At 71.6% G+C, this 23,755-nt stretch carries 17 protein-coding genes and 1 pseudogene; 11 read left to right on the top strand and 7 right to left on the bottom strand.

From position 1 onward, the window contains the following. Positions 1-12: 12 nt before the first annotated feature. From HA073_RS07950 to HA073_RS07930, 5 genes are all read right to left on the bottom strand, one after another. A complete protein-coding gene (locus HA073_RS07950) occupies positions 13-1,743 on the bottom strand; it encodes a cellulose binding domain-containing protein (protein ID WP_166456029.1) in 1,731 nt (576 codons plus the stop codon). Between the two features lie 27 nt (positions 1,744-1,770). Then, complete coding sequence (locus HA073_RS07945) at positions 1,771-3,198, bottom strand: non-reducing end alpha-L-arabinofuranosidase family hydrolase (protein WP_069089767.1); 1,428 nt, start codon at positions 3,196-3,198, stop codon at positions 1,771-1,773. Positions 3,199-3,459: 261 nt separating this feature from the next. After that, the gene (locus tag HA073_RS07940) at positions 3,460-4,524 is read right to left on the bottom strand and encodes an SRPBCC domain-containing protein (RefSeq protein ID WP_064446069.1); all 1,065 of its coding nucleotides are present in this window, start codon (positions 4,522-4,524) and stop codon (positions 3,460-3,462) included. Between the two features lie 21 nt (positions 4,525-4,545). Beyond that, positions 4,546-5,877, bottom strand: a complete 1,332-nt coding sequence (locus tag HA073_RS07935) for a low temperature requirement protein A (protein ID WP_166456028.1) — start codon at positions 5,875-5,877, stop codon at positions 4,546-4,548. Positions 5,878-5,964: 87 nt separating this feature from the next. After that, entirely contained in the window at positions 5,965-6,555 is a 591-nt protein-coding gene (locus HA073_RS07930; RefSeq protein ID WP_166456027.1) for a TetR/AcrR family transcriptional regulator, read from the bottom strand. A gap of 121 nt (positions 6,556-6,676) precedes the next feature. On the opposite strand from HA073_RS07930, the gene HA073_RS07925 reads away from it, so the two are divergent. After that, positions 6,677-8,317, top strand: a complete 1,641-nt coding sequence (locus tag HA073_RS07925) for an MDR family MFS transporter (protein ID WP_064446066.1) — start codon at positions 6,677-6,679, stop codon at positions 8,315-8,317. A 74-nt stretch (positions 8,318-8,391) separates the two neighbouring features. After that, the gene (locus tag HA073_RS07920; RefSeq protein WP_166456026.1) at positions 8,392-9,240 is read left to right on the top strand and encodes a phosphatase PAP2 family protein; all 849 of its coding nucleotides are present in this window, start codon (positions 8,392-8,394) and stop codon (positions 9,238-9,240) included. 7 nt (positions 9,241-9,247) lie between these two features. On the opposite strand, the gene HA073_RS07915 is transcribed toward HA073_RS07920, so the two are convergent. Then, complete coding sequence (locus HA073_RS07915; protein WP_166456025.1) at positions 9,248-11,305, bottom strand: cellulose binding domain-containing protein; 2,058 nt, start codon at positions 11,303-11,305, stop codon at positions 9,248-9,250. 243 nt (positions 11,306-11,548) lie between these two features. On the opposite strand from HA073_RS07915, the gene HA073_RS07910 reads away from it, so the two are divergent. The 9 genes and pseudogenes from HA073_RS07910 (at position 11,549) to mmsB (ending at position 21,568) form a co-directional block, all read left to right on the top strand. Further along, the gene (locus HA073_RS07910) at positions 11,549-12,298 is read left to right on the top strand and encodes a lytic polysaccharide monooxygenase (protein ID WP_043324278.1); all 750 of its coding nucleotides are present in this window, start codon (positions 11,549-11,551) and stop codon (positions 12,296-12,298) included. Next, a complete protein-coding gene (locus tag HA073_RS07905; protein ID WP_166456024.1) occupies positions 12,283-12,903 on the top strand; it encodes a DUF305 domain-containing protein in 621 nt (206 codons plus the stop codon). Before HA073_RS07910 ends, HA073_RS07905 begins: the two co-directional genes overlap by 16 nt. Before the next feature lie 15 nt (positions 12,904-12,918). Further along, positions 12,919-14,265 (top strand): annotated as a pseudogene (locus HA073_RS07900) (PEP-utilizing enzyme); the annotation flags it as partial. Positions 14,266-14,313: 48 nt separating this feature from the next. Further along, positions 14,314-14,682 carry a MerR family transcriptional regulator gene (locus HA073_RS07895; RefSeq protein ID WP_166456023.1) on the top strand — a complete coding sequence of 123 codons (369 nt, stop codon included), beginning with the start codon at positions 14,314-14,316 and terminating at the stop codon, positions 14,680-14,682. A gap of 42 nt (positions 14,683-14,724) precedes the next feature. After that, entirely contained in the window at positions 14,725-15,819 is a 1,095-nt protein-coding gene (locus HA073_RS07890; protein WP_166456022.1) for a 12-oxophytodienoate reductase, read from the top strand. A 171-nt stretch (positions 15,820-15,990) separates the two neighbouring features. After that, positions 15,991-17,367 (top strand): endo-1,4-beta-xylanase, encoded by a 1,377-nt coding sequence (locus tag HA073_RS07885; RefSeq protein WP_166456021.1) that lies wholly within the window; start codon positions 15,991-15,993, stop codon positions 17,365-17,367. A gap of 195 nt (positions 17,368-17,562) precedes the next feature. Next, positions 17,563-18,702, top strand: coding sequence for a multiple monosaccharide ABC transporter substrate-binding protein (chvE, locus tag HA073_RS07880; RefSeq protein ID WP_043323299.1), 1,140 nt, complete (start codon positions 17,563-17,565; stop codon positions 18,700-18,702). A gap of 83 nt (positions 18,703-18,785) precedes the next feature. Beyond that, complete coding sequence (gene mmsA / locus HA073_RS07875; RefSeq protein WP_166456020.1) at positions 18,786-20,324, top strand: multiple monosaccharide ABC transporter ATP-binding protein; 1,539 nt, start codon at positions 18,786-18,788, stop codon at positions 20,322-20,324. Beyond that, complete coding sequence (mmsB, locus tag HA073_RS07870; RefSeq protein WP_043323303.1) at positions 20,321-21,568, top strand: multiple monosaccharide ABC transporter permease; 1,248 nt, start codon at positions 20,321-20,323, stop codon at positions 21,566-21,568. The genes mmsA and mmsB overlap by 4 nt, the downstream gene beginning before the upstream one ends. A 59-nt stretch (positions 21,569-21,627) precedes the next feature. Here the strand turns inward: mmsB and HA073_RS07865 are convergent, their stop codons facing one another. Then, the gene (locus tag HA073_RS07865; RefSeq protein WP_113972957.1) at positions 21,628-23,283 is read right to left on the bottom strand and encodes a glycoside hydrolase family 27 protein; all 1,656 of its coding nucleotides are present in this window, start codon (positions 23,281-23,283) and stop codon (positions 21,628-21,630) included. Positions 23,284-23,755 lie beyond the last annotated feature (472 nt).

Genomic DNA, 23,755 nt, shown 5'->3' with positions numbered 1-23,755 from the left:
GCGTGTCCCCGGTCAGAGGGTGAGCACGACGGTGGAGATGCTCCGCGCGCCGACGTTCACGGTGACCTGGTTGCCGTTCACACCGACCGGCTGGCTCGCCGCGCTCGCGTTCTGCGACGTGGCCACGTACTCCGCCCGGCTGACGTTCTGCGGCGCCTGGATGATCGCGTTGTTCACCGCGCTGGTGGACCGGTTGAGGATCACCAGCGTGACCTTCCCGTCGCCCTGATAGGCCGTCACCTCCAGCGGCGACGCCTTGGAGCTCTTGGTCAGGGCGACCCGCTGGTAGCCGGGACGCACGTACTTCGCGTACTGCGAGAACGCGTACCCGCGCTTGAGCGGCGCGCCCGCCACGGTGCCGTACGCGGACTCGCCGTCACCGATGAACGAGTAGTAGCGCTTGCCGTACCACCAGACGTACGCGCTCCAGTTCGACTCCATCGACTTGTGCACGGTGCGCATGATGTCGTCGAGCGTCTCGTTCCAGGCCGCGGCGTTGGCCGGGTTGCCCCAGATGTTGGAGCCGCCGCCGTCGGCCTCGTGCAGGTTCCACTCGGTCATCCACACCGGCTTGTTGTACTGCTGCGCCAGCGTGTACGGCTTCAGCCGGCCGGACGCCTCGGTGCCGTAGAGGTGCCCGCCGATGTAGCCGATGTTGTTGCGGGCGGCCGCGTCGTTGAGCGTCGGGTCGGTGTAGCCGTAGTTCAGGTTCACCGCCTCGGCGACCATCAGCTTGGTGTTCTGAACCTTGGCGCCCTGCTCCCGCACGAAGGTCTGGAGTTCGGTGCCGCTCCAGTCCATCGAGTCGTAGTCAGGGTGCCAGTCCGGCTCGTTCTGCACGGACGTGACGTCGATCGTCACACCCTGGTTGCGCATGTACTGGACGTAGCTGTTGAGGTGGTTGGCGTAGTCGTCGTAGTAGTCGGTGCGCAGCTTGCCACCGTTGATCCGGCTGTTGTTCGTCTTCCAGGCCGCCGGGGCGGTCCACGGCGACGCCATGATCTTCACGTTCGACCCGTACGACTTCGCCGTGCGCAGCGCGCTGACCTGGGTGCTCCACTCGCCGGACACCGGCGAGATGCCGGTACGCACGATGGACAGGCCGAGCTGGTTGGGGCCGAGCCCGACGAGCGTCTGCGTCTCGGCCGTCGACCAGGCGCCGCCCCAGATCGACACGGCGGCGCCGAACCCGTCGATCGTCTGGTAGCGGCTGGCGGTGTTGACGGTGATGTCCGCCGCCCCGGTCGGCGGCGGGGTGCTGGGCGAGGTGGTCGGCGAACTCGTCGGTGACGTGGACGGCGAGGTGGACGGCGACGTGGGCGTCGTGCCGCCGGTGCAGGTCACCCCGTTGAGCGCGAAGCTCGTCGGCGCGGGGTTGCTGCTGGTCCAGGCCCCGTTGAACCCGAACGACGTGCTGCCGTTCGTGGGGATGGACCCGTTGTAGTCGACGTTGCGGGCGGTCACCGCCGCTCCGCTCTGGGTAACGGTGGCGTTCCACGCCTGGGTGACGGTCTGGCCGGCGGCGTAGGACCAGGTGAGCGTCCAGCCGTTGACCGGGTCACCGAGGTTGGTGACCGTCACGTTCGCGCCGAAGCCGCCCTGCCACTGCGACGACACGGCGTAGGTGACCGCGCATCCGGCGGCTGCCGCTCCGGCCGGCAGCGCCGCGGCCATCGCGGTGGACGCCAGCAGGACCGCGCCGGCCGACAACACCGCGGTACGGGTCGTTCTGTGCCTTCTCATGCGACCTTCCTTCCTGGACGGTCCGGCTCAGCGCTGGAGGGTGAGCAGTCCGGGGCGGTAGGGCAGGAGGCCGTAGTCGCCGCCGGAGTTGGGGGAGCGGCCCTGGTAGAGCAGTTGGAGGTTGCAGGGGTCGACGGTGAAGGTCTGGTCCGCGGTGGTGCGGATGAGTTCGCCGTGGCTGATGTCGTTGGTCCAGGTGGCGCCGCTGTTGGCCTTGCCGGCGAACGGGTTGGACTCGGTGGCGGCCTGCGGGGTCCAGGAGCCGTTCAGGCTGGTGGCGGTGAACGAGCGGAAGTAGCGGCCCTGCGAGCCGATGGCCTCGACGATCATCAGGTAGCGGGTCTGGCCCTGCAGCTTGTAGACCTGCACGGCTTCGAACAGGTTGTTCGTGGAGTCGGACATGATGGTGGTGTAGTTGGAGCCGAAGCTGCCGGGGAAGTTCCCGATCGGCATGCTGGAGCGGTAGATCTTGCCGTTGTCACCGGCGAAGAACAGGTACATGTTCTGGTCGTCGGCGATCAGGGTCTGGTCGATCGGGCCGGTGCCGGAGCCGGAGATGCTGCCGGTGAACAGCGGCTGCGCCGAGGACCACCCGTTGGGGTTGGTGGGGTCGTTGGAGGTGCGGTAGGAGAACGCGGTCGGTCCCCACTGGTACGCGAGGACCCAGATGTTGCGCGGCGCGAAGTAGAACAGCGTCGGCGCCACGGTCCCCGACGACATCGCGTTCTGGCTGGCCGACGCCATCTGCGACCAGTTGGAGAACAGACCGAAGTTCATCGACCCCCACCTCGTGCCGGTGTCGTGCGTCGTCGCGTAGACCAGGTGCTGCCCGTTGTAGGGCACCACCGTGAAGTCCTTCAACGACACCCAACCCGACCGCGGCTGCGCCAACGCGCCGGTCGAGGACCACCGGTACGACGACGGGAGACTGCAGGTGTTGCCCGGCGGCGGCGTCGTGGGTGGCGCCGTGGTCGGCGGTGCCGTGGTGGGTGGCGCGGTGGTGGGTGAGCCGGTCGGGCCGCCGGTCGGCGTGGTGCCGCCGGTGCAGGTCACGCCGTTGAGCGCGAAGCTGGTCGGCACCGGGTTGCTGCTGGTCCAGGAGCCGTTGAAGCCGAACGACGTGTTGCCGTTCGTCGGGATCGACCCGTTGTAGTCGACGTTGCGCGCGGTGACCGCGGACCCGCTCTGGGTCAGGCTCGTGTTCCACGACTGGGTCACCGTCTGCCCGGCGCCGAACGACCACGTCAGCGTCCAGCTCGACACCGGGTCGCCGAGGTTCGTGATGGTGACGTTGGCGCCGAAGCCGCCCTGCCACTGCGACGAGATCGCGTAGTTCACGGAGCAGCCCGCGGCGGCGGCCCCGGCGGGCAGCTGCGCCACGGCGACCGACGCCGACGCGAGCAGCGCGGCGCCGGCCGACGCCAATATGGCATTGACTGACCTGGATCTGGACATGAATTGACCTCCTGCGGGGGCGGCGGCTCTGGCATTGGCGGTGGCGATTGTTTTGTGAGCGTTAACAGCCGCGTCAGGGATGTTACGGGAGCGCTCCCATGCGCTCAACAACCCATTTCCGCACCCACCGAATCAGCGCGGCCCCCACCCGCCCGCCCCGGACGCGACGATCATGAAGTTGACCGCGTCCAATGCGGACAAATCCGCGGCCTAACTTCATGATCAACGGGGTAAAAGGGGAGGGGGAGAGGGATGGGGGCGTCAGGCGGGGGTGCAGGGGGTGTTGTCGGCGGTGCACGCGACGGGGGCGTCGTGCTGGGGGTCCGGGTCGCGTACGTCGAAGCGGATGGTGGCGGACTCGCCGCCCGGCAACGCGCCCCCGGTGAAGGTGACCACTGTGCCGTCCTGGGTGGCCTCGGCTCCGCTGACACTGCCCACAGTGGCGCCCTCGTGCAGCGTCACGGTGACCGTCCAGCCCGGACGCGGTGACGGGCCGGGATTGCGCAGCACCACCTCGCCCCGGTAGCCGAAGATCCGGTCGTTCACCGTCTCGTAGGTGGCGCTCAGCGGCGTCGCCGCCACCGTCGAGGGCGTCGCGCTCGGCGTACGGCTGGGGGTGGGTGACGGCGTCGGCGAGGGCGACTCGCTGCGGCGGCTGGCGCTGGGCGTGGGCCGCGCGGTCGTGGGGCGCGCGGAGGGCGTCGCGGTGGACGGCATGACGAGTGACGTCGTGGGGGCCGGCGCAGCCGGGGCGGGCGGCTCGTCGCCGGTGGTCCATACCGTTGCTCCGGCTGCCGCGGCCAGCAGCGTGACCGCGCCCGCCGCGAGCAGCGCCCGGCGCCGTCCGGGCCGGCGGGGTTCGTCGCCGAGCAGCCGGACCACAGGCAGTTCGGCGGTCAGCCCGCCCTCGGCCCGGCGCAGGTCCACGTTCTGGAACGCCAGCCAGTCCAGAATGGCCGGCAGCCGTCCGGTGACCGCCTGCTCGTGCTGCTCGGCGCGGGCGTCGGCGTCCCAGTCGCCCTCTTCGAGCACCTCGCGTACGGACAGCCGGGTGCCGTGTGCGGTGGGAGCCAGGTCGCAGGCCAGGCGGGTGGCCCGGTCGGCCTCCCGGCAGCGGACGACCAGCCGGTGCGGCGCGCGCAGCTCGACGGTCTCGACCTCGGTGTCGGTGTCGTAGCCCGGCAGCGCGGCGGTGGCGAGGATCCACCGGTCGGACCCGGGCGCGCTGTCGGTGAACCACTTGGCCAGCAGCGCGCGTTCCGTCAACGCCCGCCAGGTCCGGGCGGGCGGGTGGAACAGGTCGACCTCGGTGACGATCTCGATCACGCGGAGACTCTAGGGCCTGTGTCAAGGTCGGTGCGGGGCGCTGTCGCCGCCGTCGTGCCAGCGGGCCCGCCAGGCGGCCTCGCTCTCCTCGGCGCTCGACTTCTCCTCGTGCATGAGCCGGCGCAACGCGATCCGGGAATCGGCGAAGATCACCAGCTCGGCCGCCACGAGCGCCACGCAGATCGCGGTGAGCAGACCCAGCGCGCCGAGCGCCGGCAGGTGCCGCCCGACCGGCAGCGCCACGGCGAGCAGGACCACGGCGCCGACCCGGGTCCAGGACAGCGTCCGCAGCGCGCGCCACTGGAACGCCATGTTCGCGGCGAAGTAGACGAGCACGCCGCCGAAGAGCAGCGGCACCGCCGGGCCGTGGCCGCGCTCCATCGGGCCGCCGGCCGGGTCGGTGACGATGCGGACCAGTTCCTCGGCGCCGATCGCGAACAGGATCACCCCGGCGATCATGGGCAGGTAGAGGTAAGCGTACGCGTCGCGGGCCAGCGCCACCCGCGCGTGACCCTGGGCGGCGTGCAGCGCGATCCGGGCGGCCGGGCCGATCATGTCGAAGTGCGCCCACCAGAGCGCGGCGGTGAACAGGATGCCGAAGATCGCCGCCGGGATCGCCGGCCAGGTCACCGGCTGGCCGAGCAGGTTGCCGCCCACGCCGACCGAGATGACCGACTCGCCGAGCGCGATGATCAGGATCAGGTCGTACCGCTCGGTCCAGTGCTCGGCCGAGGTGATCTTCCAGCCGTCGGTGCCGGCCAGCAGGCCACTGCTGTACTGGATGGCCACCACGGCGATCCACAGCCCGTCGCGCAGCCACGGGCCGACCTCCGGCGGCACGCGCGGCGGCAGCAGCGCCGCCACCAGCAGCAGGGTGGCGGTGACCAGCGCCTCGGGCAGGAACAGCCGCAGCTTGCGCCGGGCCGGCGGGTCGTCGCGCGTGGCGTACCAGTACAGCGCGGTGTGCACGGCCCGGATCACCACATAGCTGATCGTGACCAGGATCGGCCCGGCGCTGCCCTGTTGCAGGTCGCCGAACGTCTGCGGCAACGCGAGCGCGAACGTGAACAGCGCGATCATGCCGACCACCATGAGGATCGGCACGAAGCCCTCGCCGAGGCGCAGCCGGGCGGCCACCGCGCTGTGCACCACCCAGCACCACCACAGCACGGCGAGCACCAGCAGCGCGTGCAGCAGTTCCCCGGGGGTCACGTTGGCGGCGGTGGCCCGCGTGATGATGAAGAAGGACACCACGAAGACGAGGTCGAAGAAGATCTCGAACCGGTCGACCCGGGTGGCGGGGGCGACGCCGGTCGCCGGCCCGAGCCCCTTGCGCCACCGGTCGCCACCCACCGGGCGAGTCTGTCAGCCCAGGTCAGGCAGGGTGCCGCTTTCGCCGGCCATTCCACCGGTCCGACCGGGCGGCGGGCGGGGGAGTGCTCAGCCGGCAGCCGGGGCGGCCAGGGCGAGCACGACGCGCAGCACGTCGCGCAACGGGCGCCCGGGGCGCTCCAGCCACTCGTGGGCGGCAATCCGCAGGGACGCGAGGAACGTCGCGGCGATGATCCGGGCCCGCAACGCCGCGTCCGGTCCGGTCACCCGGCGGGCCAGCTCCGCGGCCATCTCCCGCTCCAGCGCCGCGTACGCGGCGACCTGGTGGGCGGCCAGGCTCGGGTGACCGTGCAGTCGCCGGCGCCGGTTGAGCCAGGGCTCGGCCGGGTCGTCGTAACCGTCCTCGGCCTGGGCCAGGGCGGCCCGGGTCAGCGCGGCCCACGGTGGCAGCTGCGGCGGTTGTTGCGCGACCAGCGCGAGGAGCCGGCGCAGCCGCAGCGTGTCGCCGTGGAAGAGGGCCTCCTCCTTGCCGCTGAAGTAGTTGGAGAACGTGCGCCGGGAGACGTTCGCGGCGTCGGCGATCGCCTCGACGGTGATCCGGTCGGGGCCGTGCTCGACGGCGAGCGACAGCGCCGCCTCGTGCAGCGCCTGCCGCGTGGCCGCCTTCTTCCGCTCGCGCAGCCCGGTGCACTCCTCCATGCGACAAGCCTAGGTGACCCATTTCTCAATGGGCAAAGTTGCCCGACGGGCAAGGTTTAGTGTTGATTGCTTGAGGCAACGAAGCGGCCAACCCGCATCGACACATCTGGAGGACGCGCGTATGAGCGCACCCACCGTGACGGCTGAGGCCGCCCCGATGAGCAAGCGGAAGACGCTGGAGGCGCTCAGCGGTCTGCTGCTCGTGCTCTTCGTGGCCATGCTGAGCAGCACCGTGGTCTCGACGGCCCTGCCGAAGATCATCGGAGCGCTCAACGGCTCGCAGACGCAGTACACCTGGGTGGTCACCGCCACCCTGCTCACCGCGACCGCGACCACCCCGATCTGGGGCAAGCTGGCCGACCTGTTCAACAAGAAGCTGCTGATCCAGATCGCCATCGTGGTGTTCCTGGTCGGGTCGATCGCGGCCGGCTTCGCGCAGAGCGCCGGGCAGCTCATCGCCGCCCGCGCGTTCCAGGGCATCGGCGTCGGCGGTCTCCAGGCGCTGGTCCAGGTCGCCATCGCGGCCATGATCCCGCCGCGTGAGCGGGGCCGCTACAACGGCTACCTGGGCGGCGTCATGGCGCTGGCCACCGTCGGCGGCCCGCTGCTGGGCGGCCTCATCGTGGACACCTCCTGGCTCGGCTGGCGCTGGTGCTTCTTCGTCGGCGTACCGGTCGCGGTGGTCGCGCTGTTCCTGCTCCAGGTCACCCTGAACCTGCCCACCGTGCGCCGGAAGAACGTCAAGATCGACTATCTGGGCGCCACGCTCATCGCCGCCGGCGTCAGCGTGCTGCTGATCTGGATCTCGTTCGTCGACGACTCGTTCGCCTGGGCCTCCTGGCAGACCGGGGCCATGGTCGGCGGCGCGGTGCTGCTGCTCGCGCTCGCGGTCTGGGTGGAGGCGCGAGCCGCCGAGCCGGTGGTGCCGCTGCACATCGTCCGCGAGCGCACCACCGCCCTGGCGATCCTGGGCAGCCTCGCGGTCGGCATGGCGATGTTCGGCGGCGCGGTCTTCCTCGGCCAGTACTTCCAGATCGGCCGCGGCTACAGCCCGACCGAGGCCGGTCTGCTGACCATCCCGATGATGGTCGGCGTGTTGATCTCCTCGATCGTGGCCGGCCGGATGATCACGGCCACCGGGAAGATCAAGCCGTACATCGTGTTCGGCGCGGTCGTGCTGGTCGTCGGGTTCGCCATGCTCGGCACCATCGACCACGAGACGTCGCTGGTCTTCGTCGGCCTCGCGATGTTCATCGTCGGCGTCGGCGTCGGCATGACCATGCAGAACCTAGTGCTCGCGGTGCAGAACACCGTCGCGCTCAAGGACATCGGCGCGGCCAGCGCCAGCGTCGCGTTCTTCCGCTCGCTCGGCGGCACCATCGGCGTGTCGGTGCTCGGCGCGGTGCTCGCTCGCCGCGTCAGCGACCGGATCACTCACGACCTCGCCGCGGCCGGCATCCCCACCACCGGCGGAGGCGGCGGCAGCACGCTCAACCTCGACGCGCTGCCCGAGCCGGTACGGCAGATCGTGCGGGCCGCGTACGGGGACGCAACGGGGCACATCTTCCTGATCTCGGCCGCCATCGCGGTGGTGGGTATCGTGGCGGCGCTGCTGCTGCGCCCGGTCACCCTGCGTTCCAGCCTCGACCTGCCGGACACCGGCCGGTCGGTGGCGGTGGGAGCGGACGCCGTCGACGGCGCGCCCGCCTTCGACGAGGTGAGCGTGGACTCGGCCGGGCGGGAGGAACGCGCCCGCCGCTGAGCCCGTACCCCCAGGGCCGTCGCCGACCCCGGCGGCGGCCCTGATCCGTGCCGGGAGGCACCGAAGGAGGAGTCGTGGACATCACGCGGGCCGCGCCGCCGCGCCTGGCCGCATGGCGGCGGGCCGCGCGTGAGCTGGCGCTCGTCGCCGTGCTCTTCCTCGCCTACAAGGCGGGCCGGCAGGTGGTGGCCGACCACGCCGAGGTGGCGCTCGCCAACGGCGAGTGGATCTGGCGGCTGGAGCGGCTGCTGCGCCTGCCCGCCGAGGCGGCGGTGCAGGGGCCGCTGCTGTCGCACGAGATCCTGATGCGGCTGGCGAACAGCTACTACGCCTTCGTCCACTTCCCGGCCACCGTGCTCTGCCTGGTCTGGCTCTGGCTGCGCCGCCCGGCCCACTACCTGCGGCTGCGGCGCGCCCTGGCGGCGCTGACCGCGGTGGCGCTGGTGCTGCACGTGTGCGTCCCGCTCGCGCCGCCCCGGCTGACCGAGCTCACCGGTCTGGTCGACACCGGCACCCGGTTCGGCCCGAGCGTCTACGGACCGCCCGACACCGACCAGCTCAGCAACCAGTACGCGGCCATGCCGTCGCTGCACGTGGGCTGGGCGCTGGCGATCGCGCTGGCGCTGATGGCGGTCACCACCGGACGCCTCCGCTGGCTCTGGCTGCTCCACCCCCTGGCGACAGCGCTCGTGGTGGTGGTCACCGGCAACCACTACTGGCTCGACGGGCTCGTCTCGGTCGCGCTGCTCGTGGCGATCCTGGCCGTGCTGCCCCGGCCCGCGCCGGACCGGCCCGCGCTCGTCGAGGCAGCCGGACCGGTGCGTCCGCACGTGGTGCCGGCGCCGCGCCGCGCCGGCCACCGCCGGAACCCGCGGGTCCCGGCGGCGGCCGACGCGCGGCTGCGCCCTCCCGGGCGGGGCTGAGGGCCGGTCAGCGCAGCGTGCAGACCGTCCCGTTGAGGCGGAACGCGCCCGGCGGCACGTTCGGCCCGCTGTACGCGCCGACGAACCCGACGGTCGTGCTCCCGCCGTCGGCGGCGAGCCGCCGGTTGTCGGCGGTGGGCGTCACCCGGACGTTGCGGCTCTGCTGGTCCCAGGTGGCGCTCCACCCGCTGCTCACCTGCTGCCAGTCGGTCGGCCAGGTCCAGGTCAGCGTCCAGCCGTCGACGGCCTTCGCGCCGGTGTTGATCACCTCGACGTTCGCCACGTACCCGTTGCCCCAGTCGTTGTCGTCGTTGAACCGCACCGCGCAGGAGCTCTCGGCGGGGCTGCCGGTGGCGAAGGTCAGCGGCGGCGACGACCAGGAGACCCGCCCGGCGGTGTCCCGGGCGAGCACGTTGACCGTGTAGCGGGCGCCCGGTTCGAGGTTGCCGACCGTGAGCGACGTGCCGGCGGTCTCGCCGAGCTGCTCGCTCACCGCGCCGTACTGCCGGTGCACCTCGTACTTGGCGATCGGGGACGCGCCCGGCGTGGCCGCCGGCCAGGAGATGGTCGCCGCACGGTCGGTCACCGCGCCCGCCGTCGGCCGGCCCGGGGCGCCGGGCCGCCCGGCCGAGCTGCCGGCCGGTCGCAGCACGAGCGTGGTCAGCGAGTACGGCGGCAGCGTGCGCACGGTGGCGCTGCCCGAGCGGCCGGTGCTGATCCCGGTCGCGCCGTTGGCGAGCGTGTGCACTGTCGGCGCCTCGTCGGCCGGGGTGAAACCGGCGTAGTCGAGCGCCACCGGGTGGGCGTTGTCCGGGTCCTTGTTGAGCAGCAGGACCGCGACGCTGCCGTCCGGCCTCCGGACCGCGTGCGCGGCGACCAGCGGCTCGTCGGTCCCGGCGCGGACGAGCTGGTCACCGGGCCGGGCGAACAGGTTCATCATGGACAGCGCGTGGTACGGCGCGAACGGGGTGTTGAACGCCGGCTGACACACCTCGCCGTCGCTGGTGCAGTTGCCGCTGGACAACAGCCCGAAGTCGCCGTAGTCGGTCTGCCCGGCCACCTCGGAGACGGTGCCGATGCCGTTGTGCACGTTCCACCACTGCACCGTGAAGACGCCCTGCTCCAGCAGGCCGCTGTAGGCGTCGGCCAGGAAGAGCGCGCCGGGCGCGGTGGTGCGGCCGGCGTCCACGTTCAGCTCGGTGAAGCTGATCCCGATCCGGTCCGCGCCGGGGCCGGCGTACCTGGCGATCTGCTGGCGCAGCAGCCAGGCCGCGTCGGGCAGGTGGTTGGTCCGGGCCAGCGAGTCGGCGGCGTTGCCGCCCGGGTACCAGTGCACGTCCACGAAGTCGATCTTCGGGCCGGCGAGGGAGAGCACGGTCTGGTTCCACGGGCCCGGGTCGGAGCCGGCGGTGATCCCGTCCGGCCAGTTGCCGGGCATGGTGAGCACCGCGCCGACCTTGATGCTCGGGTCGACCGCCTTCATCGCGTCGGCGTACTCGATCACCAGCCGCGCGTACTGGGCGGCGCTCTTGTCCGGGTGGTCGTCGGCCTCCCAGGCCGAGCCGTAGTGGCCGTTGCCGTAGTTCTCGTTCCCGACGGTCCACCACTTGGCGCCGTAGCCCTTTGTGACGTTGGCGTACCGGACCCAGGCGGCGGCCTCGGCGGGCGTGCCGGTGCCGTAGTTCGCGATGATCATCGGCTGGGCGCCGACGCGGCGGGCGCCGGCCATGAACGTGTCGAAGTCGGTGTTCGGCGCGACGTAGCCGCCGGGCGCGGTGTGCGTCTCCCAGTGGTAGATGTCGGCGTACGAGCCGCCGGGGTAGCGCAGCATCTTCACACCCGCGGCCTTGAGCAGGTCGGACGTCTCGGCGCTGCCGAGCTGCGAGTCCCAGATGGCGTGGTTGACGCCGAGCGCGGTCTCCGGGACCGTGGCCAGCCCGGCGCGGGTGTTCACGGTGACGGTGACCGGGTCGGTGGGGTCGGCGGCGGCGACCGGTCCGCCGACGGTGCTGAGCGCGGTGGCGAGCAGGAGCAGGCTGGCCGCGAACGCGGTGGTTCTCCTCATGCGGGGGTGTCCTCCGGGGAGTGGGACGACGAGGCGATGCCCGGTCTGCGTCGTCCTCCGGACGCCTGGCGGCGGCGGGATGCCCAGGAACGACGATCGGCTCCGCGCGGCGAGCCATCGGCGAGGATCATACGCCCGGCGTCGGGGAGTGCAGGGCTTAATTTATAGACAGGAGTCTTTACTGTAAACAATGTTTAATTTATGTTCGGGGCACCTTCCGTTCCCCCCGAAGGAGTTGCCGCCATGCGTCGAAGAATCACCCTCCCGCTGCTCACCGCAGGCGCCGTGACCGGCACGCTGGCGCTCGCCGCGCCCGCGCAGGCCCACGGCTACGTCTCCTCGCCGCCCAGCCGCCAGGCGCTGTGCGCGCAGAACCGGGTGCCCGACTGCGGCCAGATCAAGTACGAGCCGCAGAGCGTCGAGGGCCCCAAGGGCCTGCGCAGCTGCCACGCCGGCATCGCCCAGTTCGCGGTCCTCAACGACGACAGCCGCAACTGGCCGGCCACCTCGGTCGGCAGCACCGTCACGTTCACCTGGGTCAACACCGCCCGCCACGCCACCGCCAACTGGGAGTACTGGATCGGCGGCACCCGGGTCGCCGTGGTCGACGGCGGTGGCCGTCAGCCCGGCGCGACCGTGTCGCACACGGTCAACCTCGGCGGCTTCTCCGGCCGGCAGAAACTGCTCGCCATCTGGAACATCTCCGACACCGCCAACGCCTTCTACTCCTGCGTCGACCTGCAGATCGGCGGCGGTGGCGGCAACCCGACCCCGTCGCCCACGCCGACGGCGGCGCCGACCACCCCCGCGCCCTCGCCCACGCCCACCCGGACCAGCACGCCGGCGCCGGGCGGCACGTGGACGGCCGGACGGGCGTACCAGGTCGGTGACACGGTCACCTACGACGGCCGCAGCTACCGCTGCCGCCAGGCGCACACCGCCATCGCCGGCTGGGAGCCGCCGAACGTGCCGGCGCTGTGGCAGCAGATCTGAGCCCGCGTACCCGCGCGGCGGAGCCGGCCGGTCCCCGGCTCCGCCGCGCGTCCGCGGCGCTGCTCGGCGTGGTGCTGACCCTGGCCGGTTGCGGCGGCCCGCCCGCGGCCGATCCGTTCCCGCCGGTCCCGTCCGCCACGGCCTCGGCCCCGGACACCACGGTCAGCGGGATCGACGCGCTGTTCCTGGCCATGATGGTGGCCCACACCGAGCAGACGCTGGAGATCGTGCGGCTCGGTCTCGACCGCGCCACCGATACGCGGATCCGCACGCTGATCGCCGCCGTGCGGGCCACCGAGACCGACGAACTGGCCACCATGCGCGAATGGCTGCGCGACGCCGGGCCGTCGGCCGCCGCCGCGGCCGCCCGGCACGACCACTCCGGGCACAGCGACGCCGCCGCCGGACTGGCCCGGCTGCGCGCCGCCGCGCCCGCCGACGCCGACCGCGTGCTGGTCGACGTGCTGAGCCGGCACCAGCGCACCGCGGCCGACCTGGCCCGCGCCCAGGTCGCCGCCGGCACCAGCGAGCGGGTACGCGAGCTGGCCCGCCGGATCGAGCGCTCCCGGACCGCGGAGATCGAACTGATGGGCCGGATGGGCTGAAACAGCGCGCTGGCAGGCCCGCCCGCGGATGGGCCGCCACCGCCGATCGACACCGATCCGGCGATCGTCACCGGCCTCGTCGCGCGCAGCCGGGAGTCCCTCGCCGCCCTGCGCCGCGACATCGAGGGCCGCAGCGGACCGGAGCTATTCGACTTCCTGATCGAGGCGTTCGCCGAGCACAAGCGGGTGCTCACCGATCCGGTGAGCGCCCAGGTGATCATGGCCGGGATGCAGGCCGCCTGGTGGCTCAACGACAAGCTGGGGGAGTGGCTCGGCGAACGCGACGCCGCCGACACGCTCACGCTGTCCGCGCCCGGCAACGTCACCGCCGAGATGGGGCTGGCGCTGCTCGACGTGGCCGACGTGATCCGGCCGTACCCCGAGGTGGTGGCGTTCCTGCGCGACCACGCCGGCGACGGGTTCCTGGACGAGCTGCCGAAACTGCCCGGCGGCGCGCAGGCGCGCGCGGCCGTCGAGGACTACCTGGACCGGTACGGCATGCGCTGCGTCGGCGAGATCGACATCACCCGGCCACGGTGGAGCGAGCGCCCGGCCACGCTCGTGCCGCTGATCCTGGACAACGTCCGCACCTTCACCCCGGGCGCCGCCGCGCGCCGCTTCGCCCAGGGCCGGGAGCGGGCCGAGGCGAAGGCCCGGGAGGTGCTGGACCGCCTGCGCGCGCTGCCCGACGGTGAGCGCAAGGCCGCCGAGACGCAACGCATGATCGACCGGGTACGCACGTTCGCCGGCTACCGCGAGTACCCGAAGTACGACATCGTGAGCCGCTACGCCGTCTACAAGCAGGCGCTGATGGCCGAGGCGGACCGGCTGGCGCGCGCCGGTGTGCTCGCCGGTCCGGAGGACGTCTTCTTCCTCACCTTCGACGAGTTCCGCGAGGTCGCGGCCACCGGGCGGGCCGACGCCGGGCTGATCCGGCGGCGCCGCGGGGAGTTCCGGGCGCATCAGGCGCTCACCCCGCCCCGGGTGCTCACCTCCGACGGCGAGGCCCTCGACGGCTCGTACCGGCGCGACGACGTGCCGCCGGGCGCCCTGGCCGGGCTGGCGGTCTCGGCCGGCGTGGTCGAGGGGCGGGCGCGGGTCGTGACGGACCTGACCCGGGCCGACGTGGAGCCGGGCGACATCCTCGTCACCGCGTACACCGACCCGAGCTGGACGCCGCTGTTCGTCGCAGTCGCCGGACTGGTGACGGAGATCGGCGGCCTGATGACCCACGGCGCGGTGATCGCCCGCGAGTACGGCCTGCCCGCGGTGGTGGCGGTGCCGGACGCGACCCGGCTGATCCCCGACGGCGGGCGGATCCGGGTGCACGGCACCGACGGGTACGTCGAGCTGCTGTCCTGACCGGCGCGGCATGCTCGATGATGGAGGTCCGGCGAGCGGGGAGGCGCGATGCGGATCGGGGAGCTGTCGGCGCGTACCGGGGTCAGCGCCCGGTCCATCCGGTACTACGAGCAGCAGGGCCTGCTCGCCGCCCTGCGCACGCCGAGCGGCCAGCGGGTCTTCGCCGAGTCGGCGGTGGACCGGGTCCGGCTCATCCAGCGGCTGTTCGACACCGGGCTGAGCAGCCGCCGGATGGCCGAGCTGCTGCCCTGCGTGACCGACCCGGAGATCCGCACCTCGTGGCTGACCGACCGGCTGCGCGAGGAACGGGCCCGGATGACCGCCGAGATGGCACGGCTCGCGCACGCCGTCGCGGTGCTCGACGACGTGGTGGCCGACATGACGGTGACCGAGGACACCCGGGATCCGGCCGCCTGAGCGCTTGCCCTTGACACCGGTGTCAACTCCTAGCGTCGGGTCATGAACGCGACTCTGGACACCGCATCGCCGGTGACGCCGCTGCTGGAGCCGGTCACCGTCGCCGGCCTGTCGTTGCCGTCCCGCTTCGTGATGGCGCCGATGACCCGCAACCGCGCGCCGGGCGGCGTGCCGACGCCGGAGATGGCCGAGTACTACCGGCGCCGCGCCGCGGCGGGCGTCGGCCTGATCGTCACCGAGGGCGTGCTGGTGGACCATCCCAGCGCCGGCCACGAGGACACCGTGCCACGGATGACTCCCGGCGCGGCCGAGGCCGGCTGGCGCGGCGTGGTCGAGGCGGTGCACGCCGCCGGCGGCCGGATCGCCGCGCAGCTGTGGCACCTGGGCAGCCTGCGCGAGCCGGTGGACGGCGCTCCGGCGTGGACCCCCTCGGGGGTACGCGAGCCGGGCCGCCCCGCGCCGCACGCGATGACCGCCGCCGACGCGGACGTCCTGCTGGCGGCGTACGCGGAAGCGGCAGGGGTGGCGGTCCGGGCCGGGTTCGACGCGGTCGAGATCCACGCCGCGCACGGTTACCTGCTGGACGAGTTCCTGTGGCCGTACACGAACCGCCGGACCGACGCGTTCGGTGGCTCCCCGGCGCGGCGGGCGGCGTTCCCGGCGGCCGTGGTCCGCGCGGTGCGCGAGCAGGTCCCGGCACACCGGCCGGTGATCGTGCGGTTCTCCCAGTTCAAGGAGCGGGCGTTCGACGCGCGGATCGCCGAGACCCCGGCCGAGCTGGCGCGGATCCTCGGCGCGTTCGCCGAGGCCGGCGCGGACGTGCTGCACGCCTCGCAGCGTCGCTTCTGGGAGCCGGCGTTCCCCGGCTCGCCGCTGAACCTGGCCGGCTGGGCGAAGCGTCTCACCGGTCTGCCGTCGATCACTGTCGGCTCGGTCGGGCTGCGCCGGGACTTCCTGCGCGCGGGCGGCCCGGAGTCGGTGGCGGGCCTGGCCGCGCGGCTGGCGGACGGGGAGTTCGACCTGGTCGCGCTGGGCCGCGCGCTGCTCGGCAACCCGGCCTGGGTGACGCACGCCGCGGCCGGCCGGCTGGACGAGATCGTCGACTACCGCAAGGCGCACGAGGACGTCTATCCGTAGGCGCCAGGGGTTGACGCCGGGGGATGTTATCGCTCACAGTCGATGGCAGGGCATGAGCGCCGCAAGGCTCACCGGGCGAGCCGCGCTGGTCGTACCCCGACACCGTCACCGGACGCGGAGTCGGGGGAGTCGCACCACCACCATCGCGTAACCCCCGGAAGAGGAATCCGCATGAGACGAAAGAGAGCCTTGCTGACCACCGGCATCCTGGCCGGCGCGCTCGCCGCCGGCATGGCGGTGGCCCTGGCGCCGGCCGCGAGCGCCGGCACCACGCTGCGCGCGGCGGCGGCCGAGAAGGGCCGTTACTTCGGCGCCGCGGTCGCCACCAACAAGCTGTCCGACAACACGTACGCCACGGTGCTGAACCGCGAGTTCAACTCCGTGGTGGCCGAGAACGAGATGAAGTGGGACGCCACCGAGCCGCAGCAGGGGCGGTTCAACTACAGCGGTGGCGACCGGCTGGTCAGCCACGCCCGCGCGAACGGGATGTCGGTGCGCGGGCACGCGCTGCTCTGGCACCAGCAGCAGCCGTCGTGGGCGCAGGGTCTGTCCGGCAGCGCGCTGCGCAACGCCGCGATCAATCACGTCACCCAGGTCGCCACCCACTTCCGGGGGCAGATCTACGCCTGGGACGTGGTGAACGAGGCGTTCGCCGACGGCGGCAGCGGCGGGCGCCGTGACTCGAACCTGCAGCGCACCGGCAGCGACTGGATCGAGGCCGCGTTCCGGGCCGCCCGCGCCGCCGACCCGGGCGCGAAGCTCTGCTACAACGACTACAACACCGACGGCATCAACGCGAAGTCGACCGGCATCTACAACATGGTGCGCGACTTCAAGTCGCGTGGCGTGCCGATCGACTGCGTCGGCTTCCAGTCGCACCTGGGCACCACGATCCCCGGTGACTACCAGGCCAACCTCCAGCGGTTCGCGGACCTGGGCGTGGAGGTCCAGATCACCGAGCTGGACGTGATGACCGGCGGCAACCAGGCGAACATCTACGCCGCCGTCACCCGGGCCTGCCTGGCGGTGTCGCGCTGCGCCGGCATCACGGTGTGGGGCGTGCGGGACTGCGACTCGTGGCGCGGCTCGGACAACGCGCTGCTGTTCGACTGTTCAGGCAACAAGAAGGCGGCGTACAACGCGGTGCTCGACGCGCTGAACTCCGGCACCAACAACCCGCCGCCGACCACCACCCCGCCGCCGAACAACCCGACCACCCCGCCGCCCAACAATCCGACCACGCCACCGCCGGGTCAGGGCGGGTGTACGGCCTCGGTGACGCTGAACTCCTGGACCGGTGGCTTCGTCGCCAACGTGAAGGTGACAGCGGGCTCGTCGGGCACCCGGGGATGGACCGTCACCATGACGCTGCCGGGCGGCGCGAGCGTCACAAACACCTGGAGCGCCACCGCGAGCGGTAACAGCGGCACGGTGCGGTTCACGAACGTCGACTACAACGGCCAGCTCGGCGCCGGCCAGAGTGCCGAGTTCGGGTTCCAGGGCAACGGAAGCGGATCGGGCATGACGCCCACCTGCTCCGCCTCCTGAGCTCAGGCGTCGCGGGGGCGGTACGACGTGCCGCCCCCGCGACGTCCGGTCGCGTCCTACCTGGAGCGCCGTCTCTGTTACAAGAAAGAGACATGCACATTTCGCGCGATTGGTTGACGGGGCAACTTGTGAGCGTTAACACTCGCCGTGACGGTTACCTGTGTCACAGGGGCCCACGGAGGGGAGAGGACGCTCGTGCGCAGACGAATCCTGGCCGCAGTCAGCGGCGCCGCGCTCGCGATCAGCCTGGCCGCGTGCAGCGGCGAGGGCGCCGGAGGCGGCTCGGACACCAGCTCCGCCAAGCCCGGCGACCTGACGATCGGCGTCTCGATGCCGACCCAGACCTCGGAACGGTGGATCGCCGACGGCAACTCGGTGAAGGAGAAGTTGCAGGCCAAGGGCTACAAGGTCGACCTGCAGTACGCCGGGGACGACATCCCCACCCAGTCGCAGCAGATCGACCAGATGATCACCCAGGGCGCGGACGTGCTGGTCATCGCCCCGATCGACGGCACCGCGCTCAGCGGTCAGCTCCAGGCCGCCGCGGCCGCGAAGATCCCGGTCATCTCCTACGACCGGCTCATCCGTAACAGCCCCAACGTCAGCTTCTACGTCAGCTTCGACAACTACAAGGTGGGCGTGGCGCAGGCCAACGCGCTCCTGGTCGGCCTCGGCCTGCTGAACAAGGACGGGTCCAAGGGCGCCGCGACCGGCCCGTTCAACGTGGAGCTGTTCGCCGGCTCGCTCGACGACAACAACGCCGGCTTCTTCTTCAACGGCGCGATGGACACGCTCAAGCCGTACTTCGACGCCGGGACGCTGAAGGTCAAGTCGGGGCAGACCAAGATCGAGCAGGCCGCCATCCTGCGCTGGCAGCAGGAGACCGCGCAGAAGCGGATGGAGGACCTGCTCACCTCCAGCTACAACGACGGCAGCAAGGTCGACGGCGTGCTGTCGCCCTTCGACGGCCTCTCCCGGGGCATCATCACCGCCCTGCAGAACGCCGGTTACCGCGGCGGCGCCAAGAAGATGCCGGTGGTGACCGGGCAGGACGCCGAGGTCGCGTCCGTCAAGCTCATCAACGACGGCGTGCAGAGCTCCACCGTGTTCAAGGACACCCGCCTGCTGGCCGAGCAGGCGGTGATCGCCGCCGAGGCGTTCCTGCGCAAGGAGGAGCCGAAGGCCAACGAGACCAAGGCGTACAACAACGGCGTCAAGGTCGTGCCCGCGTTCCTGCTGCCGGTCCAGACGGTCTACAAGGAGGACATCAAGTCCGTCCTGATCGACTCCGGTTACCTGACCGAGCAGGAGGTCGCCGCCGGCCGAGCAGGCTGATCCGGCCGGCGGGCCCGGTGGCGCGGTACGCCACCGGGCCCGCCCCGCTCCGGACACCACGACCACGAGCAGGACGGATACCCATGAGCGACCACATCCTCGAGATGCGTGGCATCACGAAAACCTTCCCCGGGGTCACCGCGCTGCAGGACGTCTCGCTCGCCGTACGGCGCGGCGAGATCCACGCGATCTGCGGCGAGAACGGCGCCGGCAAGTCCACCCTGATGAAGGTGCTGTCCGGGGTCTACCCGGCGGGCAGCTACGACGGCCAGATCGTCTTGGACGGCGAGCCGGTCGGCTTCCGGGGCATCCAGGACAGCGAAGCGCGCGGCATCGTCATCATCCACCAGGAACTCGCGCTGGTGCCGTACCTGTCGATCGCCGAGAACATCTTCCTCGGCAACGAGCGCCGGGGCCGCGGCGGGCTCATCGACTGGCACCGCACCAACGCCGAGGCCGCGGCGCTGCTGCGGTCGGTCGGGCTGCACGAGAACCCGGTCACCCCGGTCATCCAGCTGGGCGTCGGCAAGCAGCAGCTGGTGGAGATCGCCAAGGCGCTGTCCAAGAAGGTGCGGCTGCTGATCCTCGACGAGCCCACAGCGGCGCTCAACGACGTCGACTCGGCGCACCTGCTCGACCTGATGCGCAGCCTCCGCGACCAGGGCATCACCTGCATCATGATCTCGCACAAGCTCGGTGAGATCACGGCGATCGCCGACTCGACCACCGTAATCCGCGACGGCCGCACCGTCGAGACGCTAGACATGGCCGACGATGGCGCGACCCAGGACCGGATCATCCGCGGCATGGTCGGGCGCGACCTGGCCACCTTCTACCCGACCCGCGACGTCACCCCCGGCGAGGAGGTGCTGCGGATCGAGGACTGGACGGTGCGGCACCCCACCCAGGACCGCCTGGTGGTCGACCGGGCCTCGCTGCACGTGCGCGCCGGTGAGGTCGTCGGCATCGCCGGCCTGATGGGCGCCGGGCGCACCGAGCTGGCCATGAGCGTGTTCGGCCGCGCCTACGGCCGCGACATCAGCGGCCGCCTGTACGTCAAGGGCCGCGAGGTGCGGGCGCGCACGGTGGCCGAGGCGATCGCCAACGGCATCGCGTACGCCACCGAGGACCGCAAGCACTACGGCCTCAACCTCATCGACGACGTCCGGGGCAACATCTCGGCCGCCGCGCTCGACAAGCTCGCCCGCAACGGCTGGATCGACGGCAACCGGGAGATCCAGGTCGCCGAGCGGGGCCGGCGCGACATGAACATCAAGGCTCCGACCGTGATGTCGGTGGTGGGCAAGCTCTCCGGCGGCAACCAGCAGAAGGTCGTGCTGGCGAAATGGCTGTTCACCGACCCGGACGTGCTGATCCTCGACGAGCCGACCCGGGGCATCGACGTCGGCGCGAAGTTCGAGATCTACACGATCGTCAACCGGCTGGTGGCCGAGGGCAAGGCGGTGGTCCTCATCTCCTCCGAACTGCCCGAGCTGCTCGGCATGTGCGACCGCGTCTACACCCTCGCGGCCGGCCGGATCACCGGGGAGATGCCGGTGCGCGAGGCCACCCAGGAGAACCTGATGGAACTCATGACCAAGGACAGGGATCTCGTCCGATGACCAGCACGAAGCCCACGCCCCAGAAGGTCGCCGCGCCCGACACCGGCGCGGCCGCGAGCCTGCACACCGGCACCAGCGACCCGCGCACGCTGATCCTCGGCAACCTGCGGCAGAGCGGCATCTACATCGCCCTGGTGGTGATCGTCGCGCTGTTCGCGGTGCTCACCGACGGTGTCTCGCTCAGCCCCGGCAACCTGACCAACATCGTGCTCCAGTACTCCTACATCCTGGTGCTCGCGATCGGCATGGTCATCGTGATCATCGGCGGCCACATCGACCTGTCCGTGGGATCGGTGGTGGCGCTCACCGGAGCGGTCTCCGCGGTGCTCGTCATCCGGGAGGGCATGCCCTGGTGGGCCGGCGTGCTGGCCGCGCTCGCGGTGGGCGTCGCGGTCGGCGCGTGGCACGGCCTCTGGGTCGCGTACGCCGGGATCCCGGCCTTCATCGTCACCCTGGCCGGCATGCTCCTGTTCCGCGGCCTCACGCTGCGGGTGCTGGACAACATCTCGCTGTCGCCGTTCCCCGAGGAGTACCAGCGGGTCGCCGCCGGCTTCCTCAACGGACTGCTGGGCGGCGAGGGCTACGACGCCTTCACGCTGTTCATCGGCGCGTTCGCCGTCGTCGGGTACGCGGTGGCCGTGTTCCGGACCCGGGTCGCCCGGGTGCGCCACGAGCAGCCAGTGGAGTCGTTCCCGCTGTTCGTCCTGCGGATCGTGGTGGTCGGCGCCGTGGTCATGTGGTTCGCCTGGCAGCTCGCCAACGCCCGCGGCCTGCCGATCGTGCTCATCGTGCTGGCCGTGCTGGTGCTGATCTACGGCCTGCTCACCCGCCGTACCGTGTTCGGCCGGCAGGTGTACGCGATCGGCGGCAACCTGCCCGCGGCGATGCTGTCCGGCGTCCGGGTGAAGCGGGTCAACTTCTGGATCTTCGTCAACATGGGCTTCCTGTCCGCCGTGGCGGGCGTGATCTACTCGTCCCGGTCCAACGGCGCCCAGCCGGCCGCCGGCAACATGTTCGAGCTGGACGCGATCGCGGCCGCCTTCATCGGCGGCGCGGCGGTCACCGGCGGGGTCGGCACCGTGGTCGGCGCCATGGTGGGTGGCCTGATCATGGCGGTGATGAGCAACGGGATGCAGCTCATGGGCGTCGACCAGTCCGTCCAGTCGGTGGTGAAGGGTCTCGTCCTGCTCGTGGCGGTGGCGTTCGACATCTGGAACAAGCGCCGGGCGGCCGGCGCCCGGTGACGGCCGGCCGGACGCTCGCCCCTTCGTCCGGCCGACCGCCGTTCACCGGCCGCAGCCGCTCACGCCCGGCTCCACCGTTGGTTGGTGTTGCCGTGGCAGGTCCAGACGATCACCCGGGTGCCGTTGGCGGTGCCCGCGTTGTCGACGTCCAGGCACAGCGACGGGAAGCGCCCGTTGCTCACCGTGCCGTTGCCGTTGATGGTCCACTGCTGGTTGGTGCCGCCGTTGCAGTCCCAGATCTGCACCCGGGTGCCGGCGGTCGCGTTCGTCGGCACGTCCAGGCACTTGCCGAGCACCTGCAACGCCTGCCCGTTGGCGGTGAACTGCTGGTTGGCGTTGTTGTGGCAGTCCCAGATCAGCGTGCCGGTGCCGTTGGCGGTGCCGGCGTTGTCGACGTCCAGGCACCGGCCGGACGACTCGCTGCGCAGCCGGAACGTGGTCGGGACCGGTGGCGGGGTGGTGGTGCCGCCGCCGCTGACCCGGTAGACCACGGTGCCGTGCGCGGGCACGCTGGCGGAGATCGTGCCGCTGGTGCTGGAGGTGGCGTCGGTCCAGGCGTCGCGCAGCGTGAACGAGCTGCCGCTCTTGCCGATCGCCGCCGCCGTGGTGGAGACGGTGGTGGTCGAGCTGCCCTGGTTGAACAGGGCGACCGCCACGTCTCCGTTGGCGAGCGGCTTTGCCAGCACCCGCCGGGTGCCGTCGAAGGAGACCTGGACCGCCTGACGGCCGAGCGTGTCCTGGTTGATCGCGACCAGGTTGGCGTTGCGCAGGATCGCCAGTGTGGCCGCGTTCGCCGAGCGGACGTCGTGGCCCATCATCAGCGGCGCCGCCAGCATCGACCAGAGCGCGAAGTGGCTGCGCATCTCGGTGTCGTTCATGCCCCCTCGGCCGACCTCCAGCATGTCCGGGTCGTTGAAACCGCCGGGGGCGGCGTACCCGGCCAGGGGCACCGTGACGTCGACGATGTTCTGGATGCCCATCGGGTAGCCGTTGGTCTGGCCGGTGTTCCACGCGTTGGTGATGTCCTCGGTGGTCCGCCAGAGGTTCGCCACGTCGCTCCAGTTGCGCTGCGGCCCGGTCTTGGCGTGGTAGCTGTTGGGGTTGATGCTGTAGACGATCGGCCGGCCGGTGGAGGCCAGCGCGTCGCGCATGATGCCGAACCGCGCCACCTGGTCGTTTATCGTCCCGGTGCCGGAGCACCAGTCGTACTTGAGGTAGTCCACGCCCCACGCGGCGAACTGCCGCGCGTCCTGGTACTCGTGGTTGAGGCTGCCGGTGGCGCCGGGGAACGCGCCGCCGACCTGGGCGCAGGTCTTGTCCAGCGGCACCTGGTAGATGCCGAACAGCAGGCCACGGGCGTGCAGGTAGTCACCGAGCGCCTTCATCCCGCTGGGAAACCGCTGCGGGTGCGCCTGGAGGTTGCCCTGCGCGTCCCGGTTCGGGTTGAACCAGCAGTCGTCCACGACGACGTACTTGTACCCGAGGTCGCGCAGTCCGTTGGCGACGATCGCGTCGGCGGTCTGCTGGATGAGGGTCTCGTTGATGTTGCAGCCGAACGTGTTCCAGGTGTTCCACCCCATCGGCGGCGTACGGGCGACGCCGTTGTCCAGCGCCCGGGCCGGGCGTGGGGCGACTGCCCCGTCGGTGACGGTGGCTGCGAGCGCCACCGCCGCGACACCCAGGACGGCGAGCGTCCGTCGGGTCCATCTGCGCACTGGGTCCTCCTCGGTGGCCGGGCGCCGTCCGTGCCGGTACCCGGAAGGGAGCGGCCCGCCGGTCGCACGGCGTCGCCCGTGGTACACGGGGACGGACGCGGCACGGCAGTTCCACCAGGGCCGATCGGTGCCGGCGGGCGCTCGTGGGTGGTGGGGTTCCGGCGGTCGACGGGGTCGCCGTCCGTCGCCGCCCGGCTGCGGCGCCGGGGTTTCCCGGACAGCGGCGCCACAGTGTGGGGATGGCGAAATGTTATCGCTGACATCAAACACTGTAAATAGCCTGGCGACCCTCGGGCGGCTTGCGGCGGCCTGCTGCCGAGGGTGCCGCGGCGAGAAAAAGAGCCGCTGAGCGGCCTTCTGGGCGGCCCCGAGGCGGCATCTGGGCCCTCGGGCCGGGGGGAGTCGGGAGCGCCGAGAGAATTTCCGGAAGTTCCATCGATTGTTGTCGCTAACAGGCCGTCTGCCCGAGGTT

It is taken from the genome of Micromonospora sp. CMU55-4 (genome assembly GCF_011602315.1).
GTDB lineage: Bacteria > Actinomycetota > Actinomycetes > Mycobacteriales > Micromonosporaceae > Micromonospora > Micromonospora chalcea.
This window is presented reverse-complemented; position numbering and strand designations above follow the sequence as displayed.

Excerpts from the sequence above, each read along its gene's own strand:
- mmsA (WP_166456020.1), top strand. The coding sequence starts at position 18,786 with ATGAGCGACCACATCCTCGAGATGCGTGGCATCACGAAAACCTTCCCC.
- mmsB (WP_043323303.1), top strand. The coding sequence starts at position 20,321 with ATGACCAGCACGAAGCCCACGCCCCAGAAGGTCGCCGCGCCCGACACC.
- HA073_RS07895 (WP_166456023.1), top strand. The coding sequence starts at position 14,314 with ATGCGGATCGGGGAGCTGTCGGCGCGTACCGGGGTCAGCGCCCGGTCC.
- HA073_RS07930 (WP_166456027.1), bottom strand. The coding sequence starts at position 6,555 with ATGGAGGAGTGCACCGGGCTGCGCGAGCGGAAGAAGGCGGCCACGCGG.
- HA073_RS07925 (WP_064446066.1), top strand. The coding sequence starts at position 6,677 with ATGAGCGCACCCACCGTGACGGCTGAGGCCGCCCCGATGAGCAAGCGG.
- HA073_RS07890 (WP_166456022.1), top strand. The coding sequence starts at position 14,725 with ATGAACGCGACTCTGGACACCGCATCGCCGGTGACGCCGCTGCTGGAG.
- HA073_RS07950 (WP_166456029.1), bottom strand. The coding sequence starts at position 1,743 with ATGAGAAGGCACAGAACGACCCGTACCGCGGTGTTGTCGGCCGGCGCG.
- HA073_RS07885 (WP_166456021.1), top strand. The coding sequence starts at position 15,991 with ATGAGACGAAAGAGAGCCTTGCTGACCACCGGCATCCTGGCCGGCGCG.
- HA073_RS07915 (WP_166456025.1), bottom strand. The coding sequence starts at position 11,305 with ATGAGGAGAACCACCGCGTTCGCGGCCAGCCTGCTCCTGCTCGCCACC.
- HA073_RS07910 (WP_043324278.1), top strand. The coding sequence starts at position 11,549 with ATGCGTCGAAGAATCACCCTCCCGCTGCTCACCGCAGGCGCCGTGACC.
- HA073_RS07945 (WP_069089767.1), bottom strand. The coding sequence starts at position 3,198 with ATGTCCAGATCCAGGTCAGTCAATGCCATATTGGCGTCGGCCGGCGCC.